At 70.6% G+C, this 12,591-nt stretch carries 12 protein-coding genes and 1 pseudogene; 10 read left to right on the top strand and 3 right to left on the bottom strand.

Translation table 11 applies throughout. The annotated features are described in order from the left end of the window. Positions 1 to 23: 23 nt before the first annotated feature. The 4 genes and pseudogenes from AB0L64_RS08845 to AB0L64_RS08830 form a co-directional block, all read left to right on the top strand. The gene (locus tag AB0L64_RS08845) at positions 24 to 1,652 is read left to right on the top strand and encodes a hypothetical protein (RefSeq protein ID WP_363709269.1); all 1,629 of its coding nucleotides are present in this window, start codon (positions 24 to 26) and stop codon (positions 1,650 to 1,652) included. A 384-nt stretch (positions 1,653 to 2,036) separates the two neighbouring features. Next, the gene (locus tag AB0L64_RS08840) at positions 2,037 to 3,089 is read left to right on the top strand and encodes a Gfo/Idh/MocA family oxidoreductase (RefSeq protein ID WP_363709267.1); all 1,053 of its coding nucleotides are present in this window, start codon (positions 2,037 to 2,039) and stop codon (positions 3,087 to 3,089) included. After that, entirely contained in the window at positions 3,086 to 4,261 is a 1,176-nt protein-coding gene (locus AB0L64_RS08835; RefSeq protein ID WP_363709265.1) for a Gfo/Idh/MocA family oxidoreductase, read from the top strand. The genes AB0L64_RS08840 and AB0L64_RS08835 overlap by 4 nt, the downstream gene beginning before the upstream one ends. A gap of 59 nt (positions 4,262 to 4,320) precedes the next feature. Next, positions 4,321 to 4,419 (top strand): annotated as a pseudogene (locus AB0L64_RS08830) (DUF2961 domain-containing protein); the annotation flags it as partial. Positions 4,420 to 4,466: 47 nt separating this feature from the next. Here AB0L64_RS08830 and ligD read toward each other — a convergent pair. From ligD to AB0L64_RS08815, 3 genes are all read right to left on the bottom strand, one after another. After that, the gene (gene ligD / locus AB0L64_RS08825; protein ID WP_363709263.1) at positions 4,467 to 5,387 is read right to left on the bottom strand and encodes a non-homologous end-joining DNA ligase; all 921 of its coding nucleotides are present in this window, start codon (positions 5,385 to 5,387) and stop codon (positions 4,467 to 4,469) included. Between the two features lie 113 nt (positions 5,388 to 5,500). Next, positions 5,501 to 6,754 (bottom strand): HAMP domain-containing sensor histidine kinase, encoded by a 1,254-nt coding sequence (locus AB0L64_RS08820; protein ID WP_359923190.1) that lies wholly within the window; start codon positions 6,752 to 6,754, stop codon positions 5,501 to 5,503. After that, complete coding sequence (locus AB0L64_RS08815; RefSeq protein WP_355691371.1) at positions 6,751 to 7,443, bottom strand: response regulator transcription factor; 693 nt, start codon at positions 7,441 to 7,443, stop codon at positions 6,751 to 6,753. The genes AB0L64_RS08820 and AB0L64_RS08815 overlap by 4 nt, the downstream gene beginning before the upstream one ends. A gap of 125 nt (positions 7,444 to 7,568) precedes the next feature. Here AB0L64_RS08815 and AB0L64_RS08810 point away from each other — a divergent pair, with 125 nt between their 5' ends. The 6 genes from AB0L64_RS08810 (at position 7,569) to AB0L64_RS08785 (ending at position 12,470) form a co-directional block, all read left to right on the top strand. Then, positions 7,569 to 7,859: a hypothetical protein gene (locus AB0L64_RS08810; protein WP_363709260.1), complete on the top strand. Its 291-nt coding sequence runs from the start codon at positions 7,569 to 7,571 to the stop codon at positions 7,857 to 7,859. Next, entirely contained in the window at positions 7,856 to 8,872 is a 1,017-nt protein-coding gene (locus tag AB0L64_RS08805) for a MoxR family ATPase (RefSeq protein ID WP_363709258.1), read from the top strand. Before AB0L64_RS08810 ends, AB0L64_RS08805 begins: the two co-directional genes overlap by 4 nt. Further along, positions 8,869 to 9,798: a DUF58 domain-containing protein gene (locus AB0L64_RS08800; protein ID WP_363709256.1), complete on the top strand. Its 930-nt coding sequence runs from the start codon at positions 8,869 to 8,871 to the stop codon at positions 9,796 to 9,798. The genes AB0L64_RS08805 and AB0L64_RS08800 overlap by 4 nt, the downstream gene beginning before the upstream one ends. Then, a complete protein-coding gene (locus tag AB0L64_RS08795; protein ID WP_355691376.1) occupies positions 9,795 to 10,733 on the top strand; it encodes a VWA domain-containing protein in 939 nt (312 codons plus the stop codon). Before AB0L64_RS08800 ends, AB0L64_RS08795 begins: the two co-directional genes overlap by 4 nt. A 13-nt stretch (positions 10,734 to 10,746) precedes the next feature. Continuing rightward, complete coding sequence (locus tag AB0L64_RS08790) at positions 10,747 to 11,685, top strand: trypsin-like peptidase domain-containing protein (RefSeq protein ID WP_363709254.1); 939 nt, start codon at positions 10,747 to 10,749, stop codon at positions 11,683 to 11,685. Positions 11,686 to 11,885: 200 nt separating this feature from the next. Continuing rightward, complete coding sequence (locus tag AB0L64_RS08785; RefSeq protein ID WP_363709252.1) at positions 11,886 to 12,470, top strand: hypothetical protein; 585 nt, start codon at positions 11,886 to 11,888, stop codon at positions 12,468 to 12,470. Positions 12,471 to 12,591: the final 121 nt, after the last annotated feature.

The following is a 12,591-nucleotide window of genomic DNA, read 5'->3' as shown; positions in this document are numbered from 1 at the left end:
GACCTGGAAAGTAGGTAACACCCATGAGTGTCTACGATGCACGGCCGCTGGGGCGCCGGGCGGTCCTCGCCGGCGGGGCGGCGCTGGGCCTGGCCGGTGCGGTCGGCTGCTCGAACGACGGCCGCGGGGCCTCGGGCGCGGGGAACGACGAGGCGGCGCGGTCCAAGATCCGGCCGACGTACGAGCGGTACACCGGGGTCAAGCCTGATCTGGCCGGCGCCGAGTACAACATCCCGGACGCGTTCAACAAGTACCCGGCTGATCCGGTGCAGGCGATCAACGCGGCGCCCGGCGACGGCAAGCCGATCACCGTGACGACGTACACGAACACGCCGATCCCGCCGAAGCTCGAGCAGAACACGTTCTGGCAGGAGTTCAACAAGCGGGTCGGGTCGCCGGTGCAGGTGAACCTGACCCCGTCGGTGGACTACGACAAGAAGTTCGCCACCGCGGTGGCCGGCGACCAGCTGGGCGACCTGTTCGTGGTCGGCGCGATCGCGCAGACGCCGCAGATGCTGGCCGCGAAGGCGGTCGACCTGACGCCGCACCTGTCCGGGGACAACATCAAGAAGTACCCGTTCCTGGCGAACCTGCCCGAGGTGGCGTGGAACTCAGGCATCTTCGACGGCAAGATCTACGGCGTCCCGATCCCGCGCGGTGCGATCAGCTCCCAGGTGATGTACAGCCGCGGCGACATCCTCGCCGCCGAGGGACTGCAGGCGGGGGTGAAGAGCGCCGACGAGTTCGTCGAGCTCTGCAAGGGCCTGACGAACAAGAAGCTGAACCGTTTCGCGCTGGCCTCCGCGCCGACGCAGTTCGTCCGGAACATGTTCGAGATCCCGAACACCTGGAGCAAGGACGGGGACAAGCTGGTCAGCAACCTCGAGCACCCTGCGCACGAGGAGGTCTTCGGCATCCTGCAGAAGCTCTGGAAGTCGGGCTACATCCACCCGGACGCGTACGCCGGGCAGAACCTGGACCTGAAGACCCGGTTCTCGAACGGCTCCAGCCCGCTCGTCCAGGACACGTTCAGCGGCTGGCCGACGTACCTGCAGATGATGACCGACCCGAAGGCCGAGATCGCGATCATCGCGCCGCCGAAGCACGACGGTTCCGGGCAGGGCAAGACCTGGCTGGGCGCGCCGGCGATCGGTGTCACCGCGATCAGCAAGAAGGCCGAGGGCCGGGTCGAGACGTTGCTGGCCTACCTGAACTTCCTGGCGGCGCCGTTCGGCACGCAGGAGTACCTGTTCCGCAAGTTCGGTCTGGCCGGGGTGCACCACACGATGCAGAACGGCAGCCCGGTGCTGAACGCGAAGGGCTTCAGCGAGACCCAGCTCGGCCTGATGTACCAGGCCGACGCGCCCTGGACGATCTTCCTGCCCGGCAAGGAAGGCAGTGCCGAGAACCAGTTCAACGCGATGAAGTCCGTGTGCCCGACGGCACTCGCCAACCCGGCGGCCGGCGTGTACTCCGAAACCAGCAACCGCAAGAACAAGCAGCTCAACGACGCGATCAACCAGGTCACCGACGACATCGTGCAAGGCCGCAAGCCCGTGTCGGCGTGGGCCACGGCAGTGAAGAAGTGGAAGAGCGACGGCGGCGACAAGATCGCCGAGGAACTCGCCCAGGCTCTGAAGGCCTCACGCTGAGCTGCCATGAGAACCCGACTGCACGGCCGGTCCGCGTCGCGGTCGGGGAGCGCGGCCGATCTGTTGCGGTCCCGCAGGGGCACTCACGGGTTGAGACTGTCCGCGACCTGCGGAAGGCCGGCGAGGTAACCTCGGACGCGATGCAGTTGCTGCAGCGAGGGATCCTCACAGCGGACGCAGAACTCCGCAAAACCAACACGGCCGGCCGTCTGCCGGCCCTTCAGGACGTCCGCCTGGCGCCGCCGACGGCGTCGGCACCACACAGACCATGACCCTCACCAGCGGGACGCACTCCGTCCAGCTCCAGCTACCTGCCCTGCCGAACTGGGACACCTGGCCGGACCACGACCCGGGCGTCGTCGGCCGACATCGGAAGGAACACCCTTGAACTCCAGCCAAGCCATCCGCTTCGCCGCCGTCGGACTCGACCACGCGCACATCTTCGGCCAGGTCGCCGGCCTGATCAAAGCCGGTGCGACGTTCGCCGGGATGGCCACCGACGACCCGTCGGCGGCGGTCGCGGTCTCGGTCCGCGAGCGGTACCCCGACGTACCGTTCGTCGACGACCCGGACGAGCTGATCGCCGCCGACGGGATCGACCTGATCGTGACCGCCGCCGTACCGGACCGGCGCGGGCCGATCGCGGTCGCGGCGTTGCGGGCCGGCAAGGACGTGGTCGCGGACAAACCCGGGTGCGTCACCCTCGAGCAGCTCGAAGAGGTCGAGAAGGCCGTCGCCCAGAGCGGCCGGTTCTGGTCGGTGACGTTCTCCGAGCGGTTCGAGGTCGCGTGCGTCGTCAAGGCCGGCGAGCTGGTCCGCGAGGGCCGGATCGGCACCGTGGTGCAAACGCTCGGCGTCGGCCCGCACCGGATCGGCGACCGCGGCCATCTGGCCGGTGGCGGCGGCCGCCCGGACTGGTTCTACGACAAGGCCCGCTACGGGGGCATCCTGACCGACATCGCCTCGCACCAGATCGACCAGTTCCTCTGGTTCACCGGTGCGCGGACCGGCGAGGTGGTGACCAGCTCGGTCGGGAACTTCGCCAACCCCGACGAGCCGGGGCTGCAGGACTTCGGCGAGATCCTGCTGCGCAGCGACAACGCCCAGGGCTACATCCGCGTCGACTGGTACACCCCGGACGGCCTGCCGACCTGGGGCGACGGCCGGCTGACGGTGCTCGGCACCGAGGGCTACATCGAGATGCGCAAGTACGTCGACCTGGAAGGCCGCCCGGGCGGCAACCACCTGTTCCTGGTGGACAACAAGGGCACGCATTACATCGACTGCTCGGACGTCGAGCTGACCTACTTCCCGGACCTGCTGCGCGACGTACGGGACCGGACCACGACGGCCGCGCCGCAGGAGCACACGTTCGAGACGATGCGGCTGGCCCTGACGGCGCAGCAGAACGCGACCGTCCGCGGAGCGGCCCGATGAAGGTCGCGATCGTCGGCTGCGGCAACATCAGCCACCGGCACGCCGAGGCGTACGCGAAGACGGGCCGGGCCGATCTGGTCGGGGTCGCCGACGTCGTCGAGGCCAAGGCGCAGGCGGCGGCGGAGAAGTACGGCGCGACGCCGTACGCGAGCGTGACGGAGTTGCTGGCGGCGGAGGATCCCGACCTGGTCTCGGTGACGACGCCGCCCGGCAGCCACGCCGAGATCGCGATCGAGGTCCTGGCGGCCGGCAGCTCGGTGCTCCTGGAGAAGCCGCCGGTGCTGAGCCTGGCCGAGCTGGACGAGGTCGCGCGGGCCGAGGAGGCGAGCGAGGGATCGGTCTGGGTGGTGTTCCAGCACCGGCACGGGTCCGGGGCCGTCCGGGCCGCGGACCTGCTGGGCCGCGGCGCGCTCGGCCGTCCGCTGGTCGCGGTCTGCGAGACGCTGTGGTTCCGGCCGCGCAGCTACTTCGATCCGGAGTGGCGCGGCACCTGGGTCGGCGAGGGCGGCGGACCGACCCTCGGTCACGGTATCCACCAGATCGACCTGCTGCTGCATCTGCTCGGACCGTGGCGGACGATCACCGCGTCCGCGGTCCGGCTGGAGCGGCCGGTCGAGTTCGAGGACGTCTCGACGGCCTCGGTGACCTTCGAGAGCGGCGCGGTCGCGACCGTGGTGAACAGCCTGCTGTCGCCCCGGGAGCTGAGCCGGATCCGGATCGACACGTCCGGTGGAACGCTCGAGGTGAACCACGTCTACGGCTACTCCGACCGGGACTGGACGTTCCATCCGGCACCTGATGCGGCCAAGGCAGCCACGCTCGGCCTCGATCCCGGTGTCCGGCAAGCAGACGGCCTGCTCGTCGGTACGGCGGAGTCCGGGGCCGCGGCCGACCCCTGGGCCGCGTCGGCCGGCGAGGACGTGCCGAGCAATCACGACGCCCAGATCACCCGGCTGGTCGACGATCTGCTGAGCGGTCGCACCCACGAGACCACGCTGGCGAGCACCCGGCCGACGATGGAGTTCGTCACGGCCCTCTACGCGTCGTCGATCACCGGCGGGCCGATCCACCGGACCGACCTCACCCCCGCCCACCCGTTCTACCGCGCACTCCACGGCAACCTCCCGAAACCCCAGGTCACCGAGTCGTTCCTGCCGCGATCCGGCAAGTGATCGGGAGCCGCCAAATAGCCGTCCTGAGAGGAAGCTCCTGCTGACGGTTCCCGACCGCACTGGTCACCTCCGCCCCGATCGTCGTCGCGCCGACGGGTGGGATGAACTGCTACTTCCCGATGCCGTTCCGTACGGGCGCACGTCTCACGCTCGAGAACCAGCACGCCGGCGAACTACCGCTAGGTGACGGTCCGGCGGCTGGTCCTCATTGCGGACGCTCCCGGATGACGTCGGGGGCGGACTTGTCGAGGCGGAGGCCCTGGAACCGGGGGTGCCGGAGCAGGCCGTCGCGGGTCCATTCGGAGAAGACGATCTGGCCGACCAGCTGGGGTTTGACCCAGTGCACCCGCCGCCGGGGAAGCTTGCCGTCGGCAAAGGGCGGCTCGTCCCGCTCCAAGGTGCGGAGCTTGCGGGCGAGCTCGTCGAGCGTGCGCCGGTCGTAGCCGGTGCCGACCTTTCCGGCGTACCGGAGCTCGTCGCCCTCGTAGTAGCCGACGAGCAGCGCGCCGAACCCGGACCGGCTGCCCTGGGGATCGGTGAAGCCGCCGATCACGAACTCCTGCGCGGTGACGCACTTGAACTTCAGCCAGTCCTTGGACCGGCCGGAGGTGTACGCCGAGTCCGCCCGTTTGGCGATCACGCCTTCCCAGCCTTGGCGGCACGCGTGTTCCCAGTAGGCGACGCCGTCGCGGTTGCGATGCGCGGTGTAGCGGAGCGGGTCGGCGTACGAAACAAGCTCCCGAAGCGCGGCTTTGCGCTGCCGGAGTTCGACCCCGGTCAGATCGCGGCCGTCGTGACGGAGGACGTCGAAGAGGTAGAGGTACACCCTGACGGTGCTGTGGCGAGCCTTGTCCGGGTTGCTGACCTGCATCCGTCGCTGCAGCCGCGCGAAACTCGTGGCGTGGCCCGCGAACGCGACGATCTCGCCGTCGAGGACGAAGTCGCCCTTCTGCGCCGCGAGAGCGTCCACCAGCTCCGGGTAGCTGTTGTTCAGCTCGTGCCGGTTCCGCGAGTACAACGACACCCTGCCGCCCGTCCGATGGACGAGGCACCGGACGCCGTCGAGCTTTCGCTCGTAGATCCACTCGGCGTCGGAGAACCGCTCACCGGTCAGCGTCGCGAGCATCGGCGGGATCCACGATCCGGAAACAGAGCGTTCACGGTGCGCCACGAGCTTCTTGTGCCCAGCGCCCGGTTTCGCATGCGTCGTAGGGTCGGCCGGGCGCGGGGCGCCGAGGTTCAGCGGCGGGGGCCGAGCGGGTCGTCGGCCGGCGGCGTGGGGGAGCGGCGGGTGGTGTTGGTGAGGGACCGTTCGGGGAGCCAGATGACGAAGGTGCTGCCGACGCCGAGCTCGGAGTGCAGCGTGACGGTGCCGCCGTGGGACTCGGCGATCTGGCGGACGATCGCGAGCCCGAGACCGGCCCGCCGCTGGCCGGTCGACGGCACCGTCGCGGGCGACTGTTGCTGGCCGGCGCGGTAGAACCGGTCGAACACCCGGTCGGCGTCGTCGGCCGCGATTCCCGGGCCCTCGTCGCGGACCGCGATCCACGCCCAGCCGTTGCGGCTTCCGACCGCGAGCACCAGCTCGCTGCCGCCGCGCGCCAGCCGGACCGCGTTCGAGAGCAGGTTGTCGACCGCCCGGCGCAGCGCCGACGCGTCCCCGGCGGCGACCGGGCCGGGCGCGAGCCGCCGTACGACGCGGAGCTCGCGGTCGGCGGCGAGCAGTTCGTACTCCTCGGCGGCCTCGCCCGCGATCGTGGCGAGGTCCACGTCGGCGTCGACGAACGCCGGTGACGACCGGCGCGCGGAGGCGAGCAGGTCCTCGACGAGCCGCGTCATCCGCTGGATCGCGCGACCGACGATCGCGGTGGCCTGCGCACGGTCGTCCGGCGGGGTGTCGTCGTGCGCGAGGACCGCATCGACGTTCGCCTGGATCACGGCGAGCGGATTGCGCAGTTCGTGCGAGGCGTCGTCGACGAGCTGACGCTGGGCCAGGAAGGCCGTCTCGAGCCGCCCGAGCATGCCGTCGACGGTGTCGGCCAGATTGCGCAGCTCGTCGTGCGGGCCCTGCAGGGCGATCCGGCGGGACAGGTCGGTCGCGGAGATCTCCTGCGCGGTGGCGGTGATCCGCCGGACCGGACGCAGGACCCGGCCCGACAGCCACCAGCCGGTGCCGAGACTGACCAGGAACAGCGCGCCGATGCCGGCCGCGGAGTAGTTCCGCAGGGTTTGCAGCGTCTGGTAGTTGACCGCGGACTGCACACTCGACAGCTCGGCGGCCTGGATCACCTGGCCGGGCTTGAGGTGGAACTCGCCGTGCGCGTCCTTGTAGTACTTCTGGACCTCGATCGAGTCCAGCGGCTTGGGCTCGAGGATCTGCGACAGCGCGAGGTACACGCCGCCGAGCAGCAGCGCGGACAGGGCGATCAGCACGGCGGAATAGGTCAGGGTCAGGCGGAACCGGATCGTCTGCGCCCAGAGCGGGAGCTTCATGTGTCACCCCTGAGGCGGTAGCCACGCCCGATGACGGTCTCGAGGATCGGTTCCTCGCCCTCGCGCGCGAGTTTGCGGCGCAGGGTGCCGACGGTCACCCGGACGGTCTGGGTGAAAGGATCCGCGTTCTCGTCCCAGACGTGTTCGAGCAGCTCCTCGGCCGAGATCACGTGCCCGGGGCGCGACATCAGGTATCGCAGGATGCCGAACTCCTTCAGCGTCAGCGGGAGCTCGCGCCCGGCCCGGGTGGCCAGGTGCCGGGAGGAGTCCAGGACGAGGTCGCCGACGTGCAGCTGGGTGGTGCCGTTGGTGACGTCGCGGCGGAGCAGGGCGCGGATCCTGGCCAGCAGCTCGACCAGCGCGAACGGCTTGGTCAGGTAGTCGTCGGCGCCTTCGTCGAGGCCGCGGACGCGGTCGGCCAGCGAGGCGCGCGCGGTCAGCATCAGCACCCGCAGCTCCCGTCCCGACGCCACCTCGATCTCGCCGCGGCGGACCGCGCGGCACAGGTCGAGGCCGCTGGTGTCCGGCAGCGTGATGTCCAGGATCGCCAGGTCGTACGGCGTGCTCGCGAGTTTGTCCATCGCCTCCGCGCCGGTGGTGGCCGCGTCGACGGCGTACCCGGCCCGGCCGAGTCCCGAGCGCAGCGCGCTGACCAGGCCTTCCTCGTCCTCCACCACAAGTAGTCGCACGCACCCAAGGTAGCCGGGAACCCGCGCCGGTCCGGTGCGCGCTTTCGGCGGGCTTTCGGTCCGCTTTCCGGTCGTTTTCGCGCCTGCTTGATGAGCTGTGGCCAGGCGAATCGAAGGAGAACCTGATGAAACTCCCGGTCAAACGGCTGGTCCTCGGCAGTGCGGTGGCGGTTGCGGCGCTCGGTGCGGGCGGGATCGCGTACGCCGCGGGAAACGACCCCGCCCCGGAGCAGGGGTACGTGACGGTGGAGGACGGCGACACCACACCGTCGCCGTCGCAGCGTTCGCAGGACTGCCCCGAGAAGAACGGGCAGGGCGGTCAGGGCGAGGGTCGGCAGGGCCAGGGCGACCAGCCGTCGCAGCAGCCTTCCCAGCAGCCTTCCCAGTCCGAGCAGAACCCGGCCGGTAACGCATGACCGAGCCGCATCTTCCGCGGGGCGCGGCGACAGCCGCTTCGCTGGAGCACGCGCTGTTCGAGGTGAAGCGGGTCGTCGTCGGGCAGGACCAGCTCGTCGAGCGGATGCTCGTCGGATTGCTTGCCCGCGGCCACTGCCTGCTGGAAGGCGTGCCGGGCGTCGCCAAGACGCTCGCCGTGCGCACCCTGGCCGAGGTGATCGGCGGCCGGTTCGCCCGGCTGCAGTTCACCCCGGACCTGGTACCCGGCGACATCATGGGGACCCGGATCTGGCGGCCGTCCACCGAGGGGTTCGACACCGAGCTCGGCCCGGTGTTCGCGAACCTCGTCCTCGCCGACGAGATCAACCGGGCGCCGGCCAAGGTGCAGTCCGCGTTGCTCGAGGCGATGGCCGAGCACCAGGTCAGCATCGGCGGTACGTCGTACCGGCTGCCGGAGCCGTTCCTGGTGCTCGCGACCCAGAACCCGATCGAGTCCGACGGCGTCTACGCGCTGCCCGAGGCGCAGCGGGACCGGTTCCTGCTGAAGATCACGGTGGACTACCCGACCCCGATGGAGGAGCTGACGATCCTGCAGCGGATGAGCGCGCACCGGCCGCACGCGAACGCCGTCCTCACCCCGGAGCAGGTCGCACAGTTGCAGGAGGCAACGGACGACGTGTTCGTCCACAACGCGGTGGCGGAGTACGTCGTCCGCCTCGTGCACGCGACCCGGGTGCCGGCGCAGTACGGGATCCACGACCTGGCCGGCGTGCTCGAGTTCGGCGTCAGCCCGCGGGCAACGCTGGGACTGGTCGCGGCCGGGCGGGCGCTGGCGTTGCTGCGCGGGCGGGACTACGTGTTGCCGGCCGACGTGTACGACGTCGCGCTGGACGTGATGGCGCACCGGTTGGTGCTCACGTTCGACGCGCTCGCCGACGGGGTCGATCCGCGGTCGGTCGTCACGCGGATCCTGCACACCATCGAGCAGCCGCACGTGGTGCCCTCCGACGACGCCCAGGGCTCGGCGGCATGACCGACCTGCTGACCGGGCGGGAGCGGACCCTGCGTGCGCTCGAGCTGACCGTGAAGCGGAAGCTGGAAGGCTTCCTGCACGGCGAGATCACCGGCCTGCGCAGCGGTCCCGGCAGCGAACCGAACGAGGCGCGTCCGTACCAGCCCGGCCAGGACGACGTACGGCGGATGGACTGGAACGTGACGGCCCGCTCGCTGGAACCCCATGTCCGGGCACCGCTGGCGGAGCGCGAGCTGGAGACGTGGGCCTTGCTGGACGCGTCCGCGAGTATGGACTTCGGCACCGCGCTGAGCGAGAAACGCGATCTGGCCGTCGCGATCGTCGGCGCGGTAGGGCTCCTGTCCGACCGACCCGGCAACCGCCTGGGCGTACGGATTGCCCAAGGCAACGACCTCCGCCGTCTCCCGGCCGCCGCGGGCGCGGTCCAACTCCGCCGTACTCTCCGTACTCTCCTCACGCTCCCCAGACCCGAACCGGGCGCCGTCCCCGGGACAGATCTGGGTCGTGCGATCAGTCGCCTCGACCGGGAACATCGCAGGCCGGGGATGCGCCTGATCGTGTCGGACTTCCACGAAACCGGCTGGGCGGATCCCCTGCGGAGGTTGGCCGCCAGGCACGAGGTGGTCGCCGTGGAAGTGCTGGACCCCCGCGAACTGGAACTCCCCGAGGTCGGCCTGCTCACCCTCGTCGACCCGGAGACCGGACGACGCCGCGAGGTCCAGACGTCCAGCCGCAGACTCCGCCGCAGGTACGCCGACGCGATGGCGGCACACCGCGAACAGACCACCCAGGCGATCCGGGCCGCCGGTGCGGCGCATCTCGTGCTGCGCACCGACACCGACTGGGTCCGGGACGTCGCCGCCTTCACCACCGCGCGCCGCCGGGCCGGCGTCCGGCGGAACCCGACTGCTGTGAGGACCAGATGAGATTCGAGCAACCGCTGTGGCTCTGGCTGCTGGTGCTGGTCGCCGCGCTCGTGGCGGCGTACCTGATCGCCCAGCGCCGCCGGACGAAGTACGCCGTCCGGTTCGCGACCCTCCCGATGCTGGAGAAGGTCGCCCCGAAGCGGCCCGGCTGGCGCCGGCACGCGCCGGCCGCGGCCTTCCTCGCCGCGCTGACCGTGCTGACGATCGCGATCGCCCGGCCGGTCGCGGACCTCCGGGTCCCGCGTGAGCGCGCCACCGTCCTGGTCGCGATGGACATCTCGAACTCGATGGCGGCGACCGACGTCGCGCCGAACCGGTTCGAGGTCGCGAAGCAGGCCGCGGTCCAGTTCGTGCGGGACCTGCCGGAGAAGTTCAACGTCGGGCTGGTGTCGTTCGCGCGGACCGCGACCGTGGTGTCGGCGCCGAGCACGAACCACCAGGCGACCGTCGACGCGATCAACAGCCTGCAGCTCAGCGACTCGACCGCGATCGGGGACGCCGTCCTCACCAGCCTGCAGGCGGTGCGGACGATCGATCCCGACGATCCGCCGCCCAGCCGGATCGTGCTGCTGTCCGACGGCGGCAACACCGCGGGCAGCCCGGTCGACCAGGCTGCCGAGGCGGCCGCGCAGGCCGGCGTACCGGTGTCGACGATCGCCTACGGCACGCCGGACGGAACCGTGAACCTGGAAGGACGTGAGATCCCGGTTCCCGCGGACACCGAGGCACTGCAAGGTCTCGCCGACGCGACCGACGGGTCCTTCTACGAGGCCGAGAGCGACGAGCAGTTGCGTGACGTCTACTCCGACCTCCAGTCCTCCATCGGCTGGACCACCGAGCCGCGCGAGATCACCAACCTCGTCGCCGGGATCGCCCTGGCGGCGGCGCTACTGGCCGCGCTGGCCTCGCTGCTCTGGTTCTCCCGCCTTCCTTGATCAGGAGCCACCTATGCCTCCACATCTGGGTCACCCGTTCCGCGGACCGGACTACGTCCCCGGTCCGCCTCCCAGCTCCGTCACCCCGGCCCCCGCTCCGGCATCCCCCTCTCCGGCAGCGGCACCTCAGGCCGGGGTGACGGCCCCACCACTCATCCCGCCGGTCATCCCGCCGGTTGCGCCCCCGGTTGCTCCGCCGGGCGTTCGGTCCGGCGGCGGTCGGCGTCGAGCGGGGCTCGTCATCGGCACCCTCGCTCTCTCGATCACTGCCGGTGGACTCGCCGGCGCCTTCACCGGCGGCCGTCAGCCCGCGACGGAGCTGCAGCAGTCGTCGGCACCTCCGGCGGTCGCCCAGGGTTCCATCACCGCGGCCGCCGCGAGCGTCCTGCCGGGCGTCGTCTCGGTCCGGGCAGGACGCGCGACCGGCTCCGGCTTCGCGGTCGACCAGCAAGGCCATGTGGTCACGAACGCCCATGTCGTGGAAGGAGCGAGTGATGTGTCACTGGTCCTGTCGACCGGCCGTACCGTCGACGCGCGAGTCGTCGGCGCCGACGAGGACAACGACCTCGCCGTACTCCAGGTCGCGTCCGCCGACGCCGCGGCCCTGCGCGCGCTCCCGCTCGGCCGGTCCGCACAACTCCAGGTCGGCGACCCGGTGCTGGCCGTCGGATCCCCACTCGGCCTGGAAGGAACCGTGACCGCCGGCATCGTCAGCGCCGTCGACCGCCAGGCCCGCTTCGGCGACAACGGCACCCGCCAGACCGCGATCCAGACCGACGCCGCCATCAACCCCGGCAACTCCGGCGGCCCGCTCGTCAACGCCGCCGGTCAGGTCGTCGGCGTCAACACCGCCATCGCCACCCTCGGCGCCACCCGCTCCGGCAACATCGGCATCGGTTTCGCCATCCCGGTCGACCGCATGACCACCATCGTCGACAACCTCCTCGACTGACGCCGAAGACCAAAGAGGAGAAGGGCGGCCGAGCTCAGAGCAGTGGCTCGCTTCAGTGGCCGGCTGGCGGTTCTCTGTGCCGTCAGCGTGTGAGAACGCGCCGAACTGATGAGCGGCCATGTTCGGGTCCTCGAAGGCCGACTGCAGACGCCGGGCCGACCGCCGAGCGTTGGGTCCTGCACGGCACCAGCCGGCCGACCATGCCGCTGCCCGACCAGGTCCTCTGCTTATGCGAACCCGAGTCGACCAGCATGTTCGTCAACCGCGAGGCACTCGTCGACGGCACCCTGCCGGCCTTGTCGACACCTGTCGCCGTCCGCCGACCCGACCGCCACGCGACCACCGAACGCGGCTGGGAACCCGTGCTCGACGGCTACACCTGGTACGCCGACGCCGCCACCGTCCCGTACGCAAAACACAGCGCCTTCAAGCAGCTGAGTTCCGCCCTTTTGGTGGGCCGGTTCCGAGTTCGCCAGGAGCGGTACAGAACCAACGCCCCCACGACACCGTCCGGCTCGCCCCGTACCCGGTCGCACGGGGCGGCGTGCCGCTCAGCGGGTCAGCTGGTACGACGCCGTTGCCTTGTGCAACCAGAGTCGTCGGACGCCCTGTTGCCGCGCGCGTACGCGATCGACGGCGAGCAGGTTGCGTGGGATCGGTCGTCGCCCGGCTGCCGCCCGCCGACCGAGGCCGTGTGGCAATACGCATGTACCGGCGACACGCCCGGCTACCGCTACGGACCACTCGACGAGATCGCGGGGTGCGGATGGCCGCGCGAGGGCTGACGCGCCAGCCGGATCCGTCCCTGAGGGACGATTGCGTCGCTTGGTCGACGACCCGGGCCGCGGTGTCGTACTCCATCCAGTTGCGCCGGTTCGCCGGGGTGGCAGGACAATCACACGCTGC

The sequence above is a fragment of the Kribbella sp. NPDC051936 genome (assembly GCF_040680955.1).
In the GTDB taxonomy this organism is placed as follows: domain Bacteria; phylum Actinomycetota; class Actinomycetes; order Propionibacteriales; family Kribbellaceae; genus Kribbella.
This window is presented reverse-complemented; position numbering and strand designations above follow the sequence as displayed.

Excerpts from the sequence above, each read along its gene's own strand:
- AB0L64_RS08805 (WP_363709258.1), top strand. The coding sequence starts at position 7,856 with ATGACCGAGCCGCATCTTCCGCGGGGCGCGGCGACAGCCGCTTCGCTG.
- AB0L64_RS08785 (WP_363709252.1), top strand. The coding sequence starts at position 11,886 with ATGCCGCTGCCCGACCAGGTCCTCTGCTTATGCGAACCCGAGTCGACC.
- AB0L64_RS08810 (WP_363709260.1), top strand. The coding sequence starts at position 7,569 with ATGAAACTCCCGGTCAAACGGCTGGTCCTCGGCAGTGCGGTGGCGGTT.
- AB0L64_RS08845 (WP_363709269.1), top strand. The coding sequence starts at position 24 with ATGAGTGTCTACGATGCACGGCCGCTGGGGCGCCGGGCGGTCCTCGCC.
- ligD (WP_363709263.1), bottom strand. The coding sequence starts at position 5,387 with ATGCTCGCGACGCTGACCGGTGAGCGGTTCTCCGACGCCGAGTGGATC.
- AB0L64_RS08795 (WP_355691376.1), top strand. The coding sequence starts at position 9,795 with ATGAGATTCGAGCAACCGCTGTGGCTCTGGCTGCTGGTGCTGGTCGCC.
- AB0L64_RS08820 (WP_359923190.1), bottom strand. The coding sequence starts at position 6,754 with ATGAAGCTCCCGCTCTGGGCGCAGACGATCCGGTTCCGCCTGACCCTG.
- AB0L64_RS08800 (WP_363709256.1), top strand. The coding sequence starts at position 8,869 with ATGACCGACCTGCTGACCGGGCGGGAGCGGACCCTGCGTGCGCTCGAG.
- AB0L64_RS08835 (WP_363709265.1), top strand. The coding sequence starts at position 3,086 with ATGAAGGTCGCGATCGTCGGCTGCGGCAACATCAGCCACCGGCACGCC.
- AB0L64_RS08790 (WP_363709254.1), top strand. The coding sequence starts at position 10,747 with ATGCCTCCACATCTGGGTCACCCGTTCCGCGGACCGGACTACGTCCCC.